This is a genomic window from Schumannella soli (assembly GCF_006517435.1).
GTDB classification, from domain to species: Bacteria; Actinomycetota; Actinomycetes; order Actinomycetales; family Microbacteriaceae; genus Schumannella; species Schumannella soli.
Genome location: NZ_VHQG01000005.1, coordinates 338,536 through 351,657, shown reverse-complemented (window position 1 = coordinate 351,657; position 13,122 = coordinate 338,536). Strand labels below are relative to the sequence as shown.

Genomic DNA, 13,122 nt, shown 5'->3' with positions numbered 1-13,122 from the left:
CTGCCGAGCCGGCCACGCCCCGAGCTGGGAGGTCTGCTCAGGCAGCCAGCTGCTGAACCGTCGCCGCCGGGTCGAGCAGGAGCGACTCGAACGCGCGCTCCGCGGCGCCGATCGCGACCGAATCGTCGAGACGCCCTGCGCCGATCGTGATCTCGTGCGACTGCGCCACGACCGACCGTCGCAGCGCGGCGTGCAACCGCTCCGAGAAGGCGAGCGCGACGGGTCGCAACGCCTGAGAGAGCACGATACGGTCAGGCACCAGCGTGTTGACGAGCGCGACGAGACCCAACTCGAGACACTGCATGGCCTCTGATTCGACGAAGCTCGACGCATCGTCTCGCAGGCGCTCGGCGATCTCCGTCTCGCTCGCCTCGAAGCCGAGACCGAGCGTGCTCCGAATCGAATCGCCGTTCGTATAGAGCTCGAGACAACCGGAAGCGCCGCAGGGGCAACGTCGACCTCGCGGATCCACGCTGAGGTGTCCGGCCTGCAATCCGTAAAGGCCCGGCAGAAGCGCGCGACGCGGCGAGGTGATCATCGCCGCACCCAGACCGCGCGGTTGAGCCGTGAGGTAGAGGAAGCGCGATACATGGCGATCGGACGCGCCGCTGCGGTACTCACCCAGGGCGCCCAACGTGGCGTCGTGCTCGACGCTGAGATGAAGTTCCGGCGCCAGCATCTCCCTGAGCAGCTCGCGGGCCGGCACATCGTGCCACCCGATCGGGAGCGCCGAGCGCACGATGCCGTCGGCCGAGACGATCCCCGGCGCTGAGACGCCGACGCCGACGATCCGTCGGGAGCTCGCTGCGATCGTGCGCTCGAGGATGCCGGCGATGCTCCGCAACGCGGTCTCGGGCGCCAGCTCGGCGACGGCGAGGGGATGGTCGGTCGCCGCGATGATCCGCCGATCGAGATCGACGATCGAGGCGCGCACCCGGTCATGGTCGACCTCGAGCGCGATGGCCGCGGCAGCACCCGGGATCAGGCGCAGCCGCGGAGATGGGCGCCCGCGCCGCGCCGTCTCGAGCGGCTCGAGCGACTCGGCGAGGCCGAGGCGCTCGAGGTCGTCGATCGCAGTGCCCGCCGCGCTGCGTGACAGACCCGCCAAGGTCGTGGCACGGGCGCGGCTCAATTCGCCCCGGACGAACAGAGCGGTCATCAGCCGCCCGCCGGCCGTCGCCGCGCCGTCGTCAGCAGCCATCTCAAACCCCTCTCGAACCGCCCTCACTGTAGTCACGCGAGCGGCGATCCCTCGCGCGAAGCACCAACTGCGCCGACAGTCAGTGCTCGCGCAGTTGCGACGCGGCCGCACGATCCAGTACCAGCACCGCGTCGGCGTGAAGCTGCAGGGCCGAGGCGGGTACGCGGGTCGTGACCGGCCCTTCTACCGCGGCGGCGACAGCCTCAGCTTTCTCCTCACCGACGGCGACGAGCACGAGCCTCCGCGCCTCGCTGATCGTCGCGATGCCCTGCGTGATCGCCGCGCGCGGCACCTCGTCGACATGCTCGAAAAAGCGAGCGTTGGCGAGCCGAGTTGCTGCTGTCAGTTCGACCACCCGCGTGCGCGACCCGAGTGAGGAGTAGGGCTCGTTGAAGCCGATGTGCCCGTTGGTGCCGATCCCGAGAACCTGCACGTGCACGCCTCCGGACGCTCGGATCTCGCGATCGTAGTCGGCGGCGTATCCCGCCGGGTCGGCGGTGTCGCCGGCCGGCACGCGAATCGCGCCCCGCTCTAGCCCGAGAGGAGACTCGATGCGATCGCGCACGAATGCCGCGTAGCTCCGCGAGTCAGAGGGACCGAGCCCCACATACTCGTCGAGCGCGAACCCGCGCACCCCTGAGAGATCGAGGCGCCCACGTGAGCGACGCTGCGCCAGCTCGGCGTACAACCCCAGCGGAGACGATCCGGTCGCGACTCCCAGAAGCGGATTCGACCAGCCGGCGAGTCCCTCGACGACGAGGTCCGCCGCCTGCGCCGCGACCTGATCCGCGCTATCGACCACGATGACGGTCATCGGGCGCTCTCCCGAGAGAGCAGCGCCGCGCCGATCGCGGCCACATCGATCCCCGGGTCGATCACCTGGAGTCGCCGGTGAGCATCCAGCCCGGCGATGAACGTCGAATCGGCTTCGAGCGCGACGACGCCGTTCGAGATCGTCTCCAGCAGGGCGGCGCGCGAACGGGCCATGCCGCCACCGACGACGACGTGCTCGACATCGACCATGAGCAGAAGGCTGATGACCGCCGACGCCACCGCCCATCCGAAGCGCTGACGCTCAGGGGACGCGGCGGGCATCCTGAACAGGGCGCGACCATCGACGAACCTTCCGCCCGCGTAGGCCTCGATGCAGCCGCGCCGCCCGCAGCCGCAGCGCGGGCCACGGGGGTCGACCGACAGGTGGCCGACCTCGCCGGCACCGCCACGAGCCCCCCGAAGCACGCCGCTCACGCCGACGATCCCGGCCGCCACCCCGGTGCCGAGGTTGAGGTACGCCAGCGACTCCTCGATCTGCAGCGCCCTGCGCGCGCCCAGCGCCGCCGCGTTCACATCATTGTCGACGGCGGCGGGCAGGCCCAGGCGATCTTCGAGCTGCTCCCTTAGATGCCACTCGTCGATCTCGAGGTTGACGGCGTGCCGCACGATGCCGGCCCGGGCGTCGACGACGCCCGGCACGCCGGCGCCGATCGACGAAGTCGTCGGCCGACCAGCCGATTCCAGCGCGGCCTGCGCGGTGGCGAGCACGACGTCGAGCGCGGCGACGACGCCGCGCCCACTGGTCGCCTCGGCCTCGCCGATGACACCGCTCTCGTCGACGACGACGGCGCGGGTCGAGGTGCCTCCGATGTCGACGCCGAGCCGTGCGGTCACAGCGCTACCCGCGCGCCGCTGCGAAGCGACTCTCGCACCGCCAGCGCGACTCGCAGGGCGCTGATCGCCGAGTCGATCGGGCTCTCGGCCGGATTCCGCTGCTCCGCGACGCAGGCGAGGAAGTACTCGATCTCGAGTTGGTAGGCGTCACGGGCTTCGACCGGGATCCGCTTGACGCCCGCGGGCGTGGCGACGACGACCTCGCTCTGTCCGACGGCGTCGGTCGGCGCTGAATCCAAGAGCAGACGATGACTCGCCGTGCCCTGGTCGCCGAGCAGCTCGATGGCCGACGAGAACGGAGCGCCCTCAGGGAGATACGGGTAGCTGAGCACCTGGGCGATGCCACTATCGGCATACTCGATCGTCGCCTCGATAGGGCCCTCGTGTGCGAGCTGCCGCGCGAGCACGGCGATCGGCTCGCCCAAGAAGAGGTTCGCCTGGTCGTAGTCATGGATGGCGAAGTCGACGGGCACGCCTCCAGAGATGGATTCGTCGTCCCACCAGGGAGCCCAGCTCGGGCGTGTGAGCGCGCGCGTCGCCCGAACCGAGCGAAGCCGTCCGAGTGCGCCACCTCCGGCGATGCTGCGCAGCAGCGCGTACCCCGGGAAGAAGCGCACGACCTGCGCGACCATCAGCACGCGCTGCGCGACTTCGGCAAGCCGGGCGAGCTGCTCGCCTTCCGCAGGATCGAGAGTAACTGGCTTCTCAAGCAGCACGTGCTTGCCAGCTCGCAGCGCGCGGCTGGCGATCTCGGCATGGCTCGGCGTCGGCGTGCAGATCGACACGACTTCGACGGCGGGATCGCGCAACGCGTCATCGAGGTCGTTGCTGAACCGGGCGGCGGGTGCCAGTGCGAGATCCGCCCGCGGTCGGGGAGCGATCAGCCAGCGGATGTCGTCACCGCGCCCGAGGGCCGTGATCGCCGCCGCATGGGTGCGGGCCATGTAGCCCTGACCGATCAGGGCGATGCCGCTCATCGCACGCCTCCGTCGAGAGCCGAGCGGAGGAGGGCCGAGGCGTGGCGGACTGAGCGCGCCAGCGCATCGTCGACCTCGTCCAGCGACGCGGGCCCCTCCGGCCCGAACTCGATCTCGATACTCAACGGCAACACCCCTCCGGGGCGGAGCGGCGCCAGCGTGCGCACCAGCGCGTCGAGGTCGAGGTCGCCGTCGCCGAGCGCCGGGAAGTCCCAGTCGCGCGGCGCGCCGCGCTTGTCTTTGAGATGCACGCTGCGCACCTCGCTGACGACCGAGCGGAGGTCGTCGACAGGATCGGTCTCGGCATAGAAGAGCGTGTTGCCGGTGTCGTAGGCGATCCCGACATTGGCGGCGCCGACGTGATCGAGCAGCCGACGCACCGCGGCCCCGGTCGCGTAGTTGGCGCCGTGGGTCTCGATCGCGAGATCGAGCCCCCGTTCCTCCGCCGCCGTGGCGAGCTCCCGCACGCGCTGGGCGAACGCGGACTCGTCGTCGATCCGGGTGGTGTCCCCGTGAGTCTCCCCGGTTCCGGTGACCACGTACTCGGCGCCGACGCGACGGGCGAGGTCGAGGTTGCGCACGAAGCGCGCCCGCCCCTCGGCCGTCACGATGTCGGACGACCCCGAGATGCCGACCAGGCGGATCCCCTCGCCGCGGAGGGCGTCGAGCACCGGGGCGAGCTCTGCATCCGACATGCCCGAGTGCAGATGCTCCGTGTAGCCCTCGACAGCCGCGAGCTCGATGAGCCGCAGGCCGTTGCGCGCGGCGCCGGCGATGGCGTCGTCGACGCCGAAGCCGTGGTAGGTGTTGCTGTTGAGGCTGAGTGCCGCGGTCACGGTTGCTGGTGTCCTTTCGCTCCGGAGACGGTCGCGCCGGAGATCAGTTCGAGGAGGCGGTCGTAGTCGAGCTGCGAGCGGCGCCCCGACCAGGTCACGGCGCCGCGCACCATGACGTCGACGCGGTCGCTGAGCGCGTAGAGCTCCTCCACGTCGTCGGAGACGACCAGCACGGCGGTGCCGGCATCGGCGAGCCGGCGGAGCACGCGGTGGATCTGAGCCTTCGTGCCGATGTCGACGCCCGCCGTCGGCTGATCGATCACGAGCACATCCGGTCGTGCCGCGAGCGCCTTGCCGAGCAGGACCTTCTGCTGGTTGCCGCCGCTCAGCGTGCCGACCGGGGTGTCGAGAGCGGGCGGCGAGATCTGCAGCTGCTCGACGAGTCCCTGCGCGAGTGCCGAGACCCGTCGCCGAGGCACGAATCCGAAGCGGCCCAGCCGTGACCGCAGCGCCATCAGGCTCAGGTTCTCGGCGATCGTCGCCTCCATTCCGAGCCCCTCCCACCGACGGTCCTCGGGGATGAGGGCGACCCCGTTCGACAGCGCCGCGCGGGGGCTGCCGAACACCACCGGCCGCCCCTGCAGCACGAGCGCGCCGGACGAGATCCGGTCTGCCCCGGTCAGTGCACGGCAGACGCGTGTGCGCCCGGCGCCGACCAGGCCGGCGAGCCCGAGGATCTCACCGCGGCGCAGATTCAGCGAGACACCGTGCAGTCGTTCACCCGAGGAGATCCGCTCGGCCCGCAGCACCACCTCGCTGTCGTCACTCGCCCGATCCACACCCTCTTCCTGCTCGAGAGCGCGCTGGAACGACACCCCCAGCATGAGCGAGGCCATCGTGTCGACCGAAGTGTCGGCGGTGCTGCGGGTCTCGACGAGTCGGCCGTTGCGCAGGATCGTGATGGAGTCGGTGACATCCGACACCTCATCCAGGTAGTGCGAGATGAAGACGATGGCGACGCCGCGCGACGTGAGTTCGGCCATGAGGTCGAAGAGCTCGGCGCGTTCCGACTTCGACAGCCGCGCGGTGGGCTCATCCATGATCAGCAGACTCACGTCGTCCGCGAGCGCCTTGACGATCTCGATCCGCTGGCGGATCGCCGGGCCCACATCGTCGACGAGCGTGTCGAGTGCGGCGCCGACCGAGATGCCGATCCGATCGACCAGCTCGGCGACGAGCCGGCGGATCCGAGAAGGTCGATAGACGACGCGCCCCGGCTCCCGGCCCAGCAGGATGTTCTCGGCGACGGTCATCCCCGGCACCAGGCTGAACTCCTGATGGATGACCGCGATGCCCTCGCTGCGAGCCGAGCGCGGCGAGCGGAGGAGCACCGGGCGCCCGTCGACGCGCACGACGCCGTCGAAGTCGGGGTAGAGACCGGCGAGCGTCTTGACCAGAGTCGATTTGCCGGCGCCGTTCTGACCGATCAGGGCGCGCACCTCACCAGCCGCGATAGAGAGGGAGATGTCCTCCAGGACGGGCGTGGAGCCGAAGCTCTTGCAGAGCCCTTCGATCTCGAGTCGCTGGTGAGTCATGTTTTCCTCCTTCGGAGGGGATGGCCCGGGCCGCCTACCTCAGGCGGGAGTCGACGACCCGGACCGGTCGATGCGGCAGGAGTTAGAAGCTCCAGACCGAGGAATAGGTGGCGACGGTCTCTTTGGTCACCAGAGGCAACGGCGTGATGAACTCAGGCTTCTTGACCTTGTCCTTCTTGCCGGTGAGCCAGTAGTAGGCGTAGTCCGCCGCGATCTCGCCCTGCGTCTTCGGGTTCTGATCGACGGTGCCGTAGATGGCTCCGCTGGTGATCGCCTCCTCGATCTGCTTCGGATAGTCGGCGGCGATGATCTTGACGTCGGTGCGGCCCTGCTTGACCGCGTAGTTCGCTCCCACGTACATCTGCGGCCCCTGCGCGACGATCGCATCGAGCTCGCCCTCGGGGTACTTGTTCAGCAGATCCTGCGTGACGCTGAGGTTCTTGGCGTTGTCGAACTCATCGCTCGGCTTGGCGACGATCTCGAATTCGGGATGCGACTTCAGCACCTTCTCGAGGCCGGCGAGGCGGTCGACCTGCGCCGGGTTGCCGAGCGGGCCGAGGATGACCGCGATCTTGCCCCCGTCCGGAAGCGCCTTGAGCAGCAGCTTGCCCTGAGCTACGCCGTAGTCGAAGTTCGATGCCCCGACGTAGGTGATCACGTCGGCCTTGTCGTCGAGTCGCGAGTTCACCGCGAAGACGGGGATGCCCTTCTTGCTGGCGGCGTTGATCGGCCCGACGACGGAGGTGGGGCTCGACGAGATCACGAGCAGCGCGTCGACCTTGCGACCGGCGAGCGTCGTGACATTCGCGGCCTGCTTGGCGTTGTCGAAGGCTCCGTCGAGGATGACCGTCTCGATGCCGTACTTCGCGGCACGCTTCGTGATCGACTCGTCGAGCTTCGCGAGGAATGGGATCTGGGTCGAGGCCTCGGCGACGCCGATGACGTACTTGTGGTCGGTGCTGCCGGTCGTTCCGTTCGAGCAGCCCGTCAGCGTGACGGCGACGGCGAGGAGGAGCGAGATGCCGGCCGCTGCGGTGCGGACGGGGGTGTGACGCCTCTTCATGGTTGTCCTTTGTTCAGGGAATCGGGTGGAGCGCCTGAGGTCGAGCCGCCGACGTCGTCGGCGTGGGATCAGCGGAGGGTCGGGTGGACACCGGACTCCTCGGTCGCGACGGCCGCCGCGAGGGTGGGCGTGCTGGTGTCGACCGCACGCACGGCGGCGCTGCGGCGCCGACGGTTGATCTGGTCGAGGATGACGGCGCCGAGGATCACGACGCCGGTCACCGCGGGCTGCCAGTACGAGGAGACATCGAGCTGGTTGAGTCCGTTCGCGATCACGCCGAGCAGCAGCGTCGCGGCGAAGACGTCGGCGATGCGCCCCACGCCGCCGGTCAGCGCGACTCCACCGACGACGCAGATCGCGATCGCGTTGAGCGGCCAGGTGGCGGCAGCCGACGGCTGACCGACCTGCGTCTGACCCAGCAGCAGGATCCCTCCGAGCCCGGCGAATCCTCCGCCGAGCACGAACGCGAGGAGCTGGACGGCCTGCACCGGCACACCGGAGAGTCGGCTCGCCTCGGCGTTGCCTCCGACGCTGTAGACGTAATGACCGAACTTCGTGCGGCTCAGCAGCAGCCACACGACGAGCAGTGCTGCGACGAAGACCAGGAACACGATCGGAATGGGGCCGACAGCGCCGGCGCCGAGCAGATCGATCGCCGGGCTACTGGCTACGGTCGACTGGGCCGTGGTCGCCACGAAGAGCAGACCCGCGACGACACTCGCCATCGCGAAGGTCGTCACGAAGGCGTTGATGCGCACACGGGCGACGAAGAAGCCGTTGATCGCACCGATCAGGAGGCCGATGCCGATACCGGCGGGGATCGCCGCGTCGCCGCCGCCGGCCTGGGCCACGACCGCTCCGAGCACGGATGAGCTGGCTCCGATCGCGCCGACCGACAGGTCGAACCCGCCGGAGATCATCATGATCGCCATGCCGCAGGCGACGATGCCGATGATCGAGTTCTGCTGCAGCACGTTGAGCAGGTTGTCGACGTCTCGGAACGTCGGCGACGCGACGGCGAGCACGACGACGACCACGACGAGCACGATCCATAGGCCGAAACGACGGAGGCGCTCGATGTGGGCGGCGCGACCGGGGCGGCTGCGCGCGGCATCTGTAGAGACCATGTTGTTCCTCGCCTGACTCGATCCGGATTTTGTTCTGTGCAGAACATAAACAGCAGGATGCGAGCTGTCAAGCACATCGACGAAACCTGCCTCGGATCGCGGATCGTCGCGCGGGCTGGGGCCACGCCAGTCCGGCTGGACCTGGCGCACGATCGCGGCATCCGTCAGGCTCGACCACGGCCGATGGCCCGCGCCCCGAAGCGGACGCCGACCAGCGACGAGAGGATGCGCATGAGCGACGGGATCGATCTGGCGACGCTGGCGACGGGACTCGATGAGTTCTGGTCGCAGCAGGTGGTGGCGAGCGCGAACGGTAGCCTGTTCAAGGTTGCCAAGGGCATCGGCGAGGTCGAGTGGCACCAGCACGACGACCAAGACGAGGTCTTCCTCGTGCTGACGGGCGAGCTCACCGTGCGACTGCGCGACCCCGAGGAGCGCGCCGTTCGGCTCAAGCCGGGCCAGCTCTTCGTCGTGCCGCAGGGCGTGCAGCATGCGCCCGTCGCCGTCGAGGAGGCGAGCTTTCTCATCATCGGCCGCAGCATCACGTCGACCGCCGAGGGCGGCAAGCCCGCCTGGAGCGAGGGCGGCGGCGCGCCCGCCTGACCCCGCATCCAGGGTCGGGGAGTTGGATGGGTGGCGCCCTGAGAATCACGAGGAGCCCCATGCGCGCCATCACCCACGACCGTTTCGCCGAGCCCGACGAGGTGCTCGAGGTCACCGAGCACCCGACGCCCGAGCCGGGTCCCGGCCAGGTGCTGGTGCGGCTGCTGCTCGCGACGATCCACAACCACGACCTGTGGACGGTGCGCGGCACCTACGGCTTCAAGCCCGTACTGCCGGCGGCGTCGGGCACCGAGGCGGTCGGGGTGATCGAGGCGCTCGGCGAGGGCGTGACCGGGCTCGCGGTCGGCCAGCGGGTCGCGGCCGGCGGCGTGTTCGGCGTGTGGGCGGAGCAGTTCCTGGCCCCGGCGAAGGCGCTCATCCCCGTCGACGACGCCCTGCCCGACGAGGCCGCCGCGCAGCTCGTCGCGATGCCGTTCAGCGCGATCAGCCTGCTGCACTCGCTCGACCTGAAGCCCGGCGACTGGCTCATCCAGAACGCCGCGAACGGCGCCGTCGGGCGGATGGTGGCGCAGATCGCGGCCGACCGCGGCATCCACGTCATCGGACTCGTGCGGCGAGCCGCCGCCGTCGACGAGCTCGCGCAGCAGGGCATCACCGGCATCGTCGCGACCGATGGCGGCCCGGCCGACGGCTCGGGCAGCCCCGACGACTGGCGCGATCGCGTCGCCGCGCTGACCGGCCGCGCCCCGATCACGGCCGCCGTCGATTCGGTCGGCGGCGAGTCGACGGCCGACCTCGTGTCGGCGCTCGGCGACGGCGGGCACCTGGTCGTGTTCGGCGCGATGGATGCCGACAAGGTCGCCCTGCCGACGGGCCCGATCATCTTCCGGCAGCTGACGATCTCCGGATTCTGGGGCAGCCGTGTCAGCCGCGACATGGATGCGGCGCTGCGCGGGCAGCTCTTCGGCGAGCTCGGCCGGCTCATCGCCGAGGGCAAACTGACCCTGCCGGTCGCGGCGATCCATCCGCTGGAAGAGATCCGGGATGCGGTGCGCGCCACCCTCACTCCGGGCCGCGTCGGCAAGGTGCTGCTGCGACCCTGACACCGTCGAGACGCCGGACGACAGCGCCGCCGGACGGTGACCCGTTCCGGCGGCGCCGTCGTCGTGCTCGATTCAGTCGCGACGCGGTCGTCGCGCGGTGCGCAGCACCACGCCGGCGACGACGAGGAGCAGCGCCGCGAGGAGCGCCGGGGTCCCGTCGAACCCGGTCGACGCGAGCGCCGACGAGCGCGTTGCCGTAGGCGCGGCGGCCCCGGTCGACGGCGTCACCGCGCCGGTCGGCGAGGTCGGCGTCCCGGTTGCCGGCGGGGTGACGGGAGCGGCGTCGACCAGCACGATCTCCGCGTCCGAGACGGAGGAGAGGCTCTGGCCGTCACCGGCGAAGACCGCCGACAGCCGGTGCTCGCCGGCGCTGAGCGAGACCGAGAGCACCGCGCGGCTCGACGGCGCGAGCAGTCGCATCCGCGCCGCACCGCTCTCGAGCGGAGCGGAGCCGAGCAGAGTCTCGCCGTCGTAGAACTCCACGTCGCCGGTGCTGCCGCCCGGGGTGACGGTCGCCTCGAGCGTGACGGGCGAGCCGGCGTTCGGGTCGGACGTGAGCACGGCCAGCGTGATCGTCGACTCCTGACGCGCGACCGTGACCGCGACGGCCGCCGAGGTCGACGACGCGTAGTCGTCATCGCCGACGAAGCGCGCCGTGATCTGGCGCTCGCCCGCCGGCAGCACGACCGAGACGCGGGCGACTCCCGCATCCACCGCAGCCGAGTCGAGCAGCGTGTCGCCGTCGTAGAACTCGACCGCTGCGACGCTGCCCTCGGAGGGCGAGACCGTCGCCTCGAGGTCCACCGGGGCGCCCGCGGTCGGCTCGTCCGACGCGACGGAGACGGTCGTGGTGGTGGGCTCGGGGGCGACGATCACCGTCGTCGCGGTCGAGGTCGAGGACGCGAAGGCCGCGTCGCCGACGAACCGAGCCGTGATCTGGTGCGAACCCGCGGCGAGGTCGGCCGAGAGGCGCGCCGTACCGGCATCCACCGGGGCGGAGCCGATCAGCGTCGCGCCGTCGTAGAACTCGACGCTCGCCACGCTGCCGGACGAGGGGGTCACGGTCGCCTCCAGCGGCACGAGGGTGCCCGCGGTCGGCGTCGCGGTCGCGACGGAGACGGCGGTCGTCGTGGTCGCGAACGGGGTCACGGCGTTCGACGGCGTCGACTCGGCCGAGGCTCCGCGGGCGTTGTCGGCGTGCACGGTGAAGGTGTAGCTCGTGCCGTTCGTCAACCCCGTGACCGTGCACGGCGATGCGCCGCAGCTCTTCTGGATGCCGCCCGGCGTGCTGGTGACGGTGTAGCCGGTGACCGCCGATCCGCCGTCGGCCGCCGGGGCGGAGAAGGTCACCGTGGCTGCGGTGTCGGATGCCTCGGCCGCCACCGCGCCGGGAGCGCCAGCGACGCCGAAGGGCTTCACCGAGTTGGATGCACCCGACGCCGGCGAGTTGCCGCGCAGGTTGGTGGCCGTGACGGTGAAGACGTACGAGGCGCCGTTCGTCAGTCCGGTGACGGTGCACGGCGACTGCGCGCAGCTCCCCGTGAGGCCGCCAGGAGCGCTGGTCACGGTGTACTGCGTGACGGCGGCGCCGCCATTGTCGGCGGGGGCCGTGAAGGTCACGGATGCGCTGGCATCGCCCGCCGTCGCCGTCCCGATGGTCGGCGCGCCCGGAAGGGTCGAGGGCGTCACCGCCGCCGAGGCGGCCGACTCGGCCGAGTCGCCGTTGGCGTTGGTGGCGTGCACCTGGAACGTGTAGTCGGTGCCGTTCACGAGTCCGGTGACGACACAGGGCGAACCGGCGCAGGCCGCCGTCACGCCGCCGGGCGAGGCGGTCACGGTGTAGCCGGTGATGGGCGAGCCGCCGTCGGAGGCCGGAGCCGTGAACGTGACGCTCGCCTGACGGTCGCCCGCCAGGGCCGAGGCGCCCCTCGGCGCATCCGGGACCTTCGGCCCGTCGAACGCGAGGGTGACCGAGCCGGTCGCTCCGTCGCCGGCGACGAGACCCGGAAGCTGCACGCCGCCGGTGCCGCCGGCAAGGCCGATGCTCGCGTTCGCGAGGTAGGCCGAGGCCAGCGAGGATCCGCCGCCGCCGCCCGCGACGTTCGTGTTGAGGATGCCCTGGGTGCTGGCGCCGCCACCACCGCCACCGGCATACCCGCCGCCGCCCGCGCCGCCGCGAGCGCTGCTCGGCAGGAGCCCGCCGGTTCCGCCCGCCGCGACGGTCGCGGCGCCGGCGTTGTTCGAACCGCCCGCCGTGCCGGCGGCGTAGTTGCCGGTGCCGCCCGCGCCGCCGACCGCGCCGACGCCGGCGCTCCCCGGACCGGAGACAGCCTGAGCGTTGTCCGACGTGCCGGCGAGTCCGGCGCTGCCGCCGTCGCCGTTGTAGGCGCCACCACCGCCGCCGCCCGCGATCACCAGCTTGGCGATCAGATTGTGGCCGGCGTCGAGCGCCATGACGGCCGAACCGCCGCCACCGCCGCTGGTGCCGTGGTTGTCGCCGGTTCCGGCGACGCCGACGACGACGTAGAGGTGGGCCGTGCCGGCCGGAAGCGTGAGATCGCCGCGCACCTCGGCCGCGTTGCCGCCGATGTGCGAACGCGCGGGGTAGCCCGCTCCCCCGCCGCCGCCGCGCACGGTCACCTCGACACCCGTCGTCCCGGCCGGGACCGTGAGCGTGTAGTTGCCGGCCGTGCCGCAGGAGACGCTCGAGAGCGCCGCCGGGGTCGACCCGTCGAGGCACGGACTCGTCGCCGCGGAGGCCGGAACGCCGACGACGGCGACCCCTCCGGCGGCGAGAAGGATGGCGCCGAGCGCGGCTGCACCGCGCGACGACCAGGATGAAATCGTCACTGCTGTTCCCCCCAGACCAGCAGCACCCCGGCGCCGCTGTCGATGTCGCGCGGCCGTGGCATCCCCCGATCGGATGCCGCCCAGAAGCCGACGCTGGTCGAGTATCACACGAACTGAGAGCCCGTCAGGAGCCCCGACCCACCCCCGAAACAGGTGACGTCGCGGTCGTCCGGAACTACCCTCGCGGCATGCGCCGGC

Annotated in this window: 11 protein-coding genes; 2 read left to right on the top strand and 9 right to left on the bottom strand. The window is 71.0% G+C overall.

Features of this window, described 5'->3' with window-relative positions:
- Positions 1-37: 37 nt before the first annotated feature.
- The 8 genes from FJ657_RS16665 to FJ657_RS16630 form a co-directional block, all read right to left on the bottom strand.
- Positions 38-1,312: an ROK family protein gene (locus FJ657_RS16665; RefSeq protein ID WP_141164827.1), complete on the bottom strand. Its 1,275-nt coding sequence runs from the start codon at positions 1,310-1,312 to the stop codon at positions 38-40.
- Positions 1,281-2,015, bottom strand: a complete 735-nt coding sequence (locus tag FJ657_RS16660) for a glucosamine-6-phosphate deaminase (protein WP_141164826.1) — start codon at positions 2,013-2,015, stop codon at positions 1,281-1,283. Before FJ657_RS16660 ends, FJ657_RS16665 begins: the two co-directional genes overlap by 32 nt.
- Complete coding sequence (locus FJ657_RS16655) at positions 2,012-2,869, bottom strand: ROK family protein (RefSeq protein ID WP_181409024.1); 858 nt, start codon at positions 2,867-2,869, stop codon at positions 2,012-2,014. The genes FJ657_RS16660 and FJ657_RS16655 overlap by 4 nt, the downstream gene beginning before the upstream one ends.
- Positions 2,866-3,846, bottom strand: a complete 981-nt coding sequence (locus FJ657_RS16650; RefSeq protein WP_141164824.1) for a Gfo/Idh/MocA family protein — start codon at positions 3,844-3,846, stop codon at positions 2,866-2,868. The genes FJ657_RS16655 and FJ657_RS16650 overlap by 4 nt, the downstream gene beginning before the upstream one ends.
- Positions 3,843-4,682 carry a sugar phosphate isomerase/epimerase family protein gene (locus tag FJ657_RS16645; protein WP_181409023.1) on the bottom strand — a complete coding sequence of 280 codons (840 nt, stop codon included), beginning with the start codon at positions 4,680-4,682 and terminating at the stop codon, positions 3,843-3,845. The genes FJ657_RS16650 and FJ657_RS16645 overlap by 4 nt, the downstream gene beginning before the upstream one ends.
- Positions 4,679-6,217: a sugar ABC transporter ATP-binding protein gene (locus FJ657_RS16640; RefSeq protein ID WP_141164823.1), complete on the bottom strand. Its 1,539-nt coding sequence runs from the start codon at positions 6,215-6,217 to the stop codon at positions 4,679-4,681. The genes FJ657_RS16645 and FJ657_RS16640 overlap by 4 nt, the downstream gene beginning before the upstream one ends.
- 82 nt (positions 6,218-6,299) lie before the next feature.
- The gene (locus FJ657_RS16635) at positions 6,300-7,280 is read right to left on the bottom strand and encodes a sugar ABC transporter substrate-binding protein (protein ID WP_141164822.1); all 981 of its coding nucleotides are present in this window, start codon (positions 7,278-7,280) and stop codon (positions 6,300-6,302) included.
- A 68-nt stretch (positions 7,281-7,348) separates the two neighbouring features.
- The gene (locus FJ657_RS16630) at positions 7,349-8,407 is read right to left on the bottom strand and encodes an ABC transporter permease (RefSeq protein ID WP_141164821.1); all 1,059 of its coding nucleotides are present in this window, start codon (positions 8,405-8,407) and stop codon (positions 7,349-7,351) included.
- 57 nt (positions 8,408-8,464) lie between these two features.
- Here FJ657_RS16630 and FJ657_RS16625 point away from each other — a divergent pair, with 57 nt between their 5' ends.
- Together FJ657_RS16625 and FJ657_RS16620 are read left to right on the top strand one after the other, a co-directional pair.
- On the top strand, positions 8,465-9,010 hold the full coding sequence (locus tag FJ657_RS16625; RefSeq protein ID WP_219995948.1) for a cupin domain-containing protein: 546 nt from the start codon (positions 8,465-8,467) through the stop codon (positions 9,008-9,010).
- Between the two features lie 59 nt (positions 9,011-9,069).
- A complete protein-coding gene (locus FJ657_RS16620; RefSeq protein WP_141164820.1) occupies positions 9,070-10,074 on the top strand; it encodes a zinc-binding dehydrogenase in 1,005 nt (334 codons plus the stop codon).
- Positions 10,075-10,146: 72 nt separating this feature from the next.
- Here FJ657_RS16620 and FJ657_RS16615 read toward each other — a convergent pair whose 3' ends face one another.
- Positions 10,147-12,924, bottom strand: a complete 2,778-nt coding sequence (locus FJ657_RS16615; protein ID WP_141164819.1) for an Ig-like domain repeat protein — start codon at positions 12,922-12,924, stop codon at positions 10,147-10,149.
- Positions 12,925-13,122 lie beyond the last annotated feature (198 nt).

Bases quoted from the DNA above. Each gene is read 5' to 3' on its own strand.
- FJ657_RS16660 (WP_141164826.1), bottom strand. From the start codon at position 2,015: ATGACCGTCATCGTGGTCGATAGCGCGGATCAGGTCGCGGCGCAGGCG.
- FJ657_RS16650 (WP_141164824.1), bottom strand. From the start codon at position 3,846: ATGAGCGGCATCGCCCTGATCGGTCAGGGCTACATGGCCCGCACCCAT.
- FJ657_RS16630 (WP_141164821.1), bottom strand. From the start codon at position 8,407: ATGGTCTCTACAGATGCCGCGCGCAGCCGCCCCGGTCGCGCCGCCCAC.
- FJ657_RS16635 (WP_141164822.1), bottom strand. From the start codon at position 7,280: ATGAAGAGGCGTCACACCCCCGTCCGCACCGCAGCGGCCGGCATCTCG.
- FJ657_RS16620 (WP_141164820.1), top strand. From the start codon at position 9,070: ATGCGCGCCATCACCCACGACCGTTTCGCCGAGCCCGACGAGGTGCTC.
- FJ657_RS16625 (WP_219995948.1), top strand. From the start codon at position 8,465: ATGCGAGCTGTCAAGCACATCGACGAAACCTGCCTCGGATCGCGGATC.
- FJ657_RS16640 (WP_141164823.1), bottom strand. From the start codon at position 6,217: ATGACTCACCAGCGACTCGAGATCGAAGGGCTCTGCAAGAGCTTCGGC.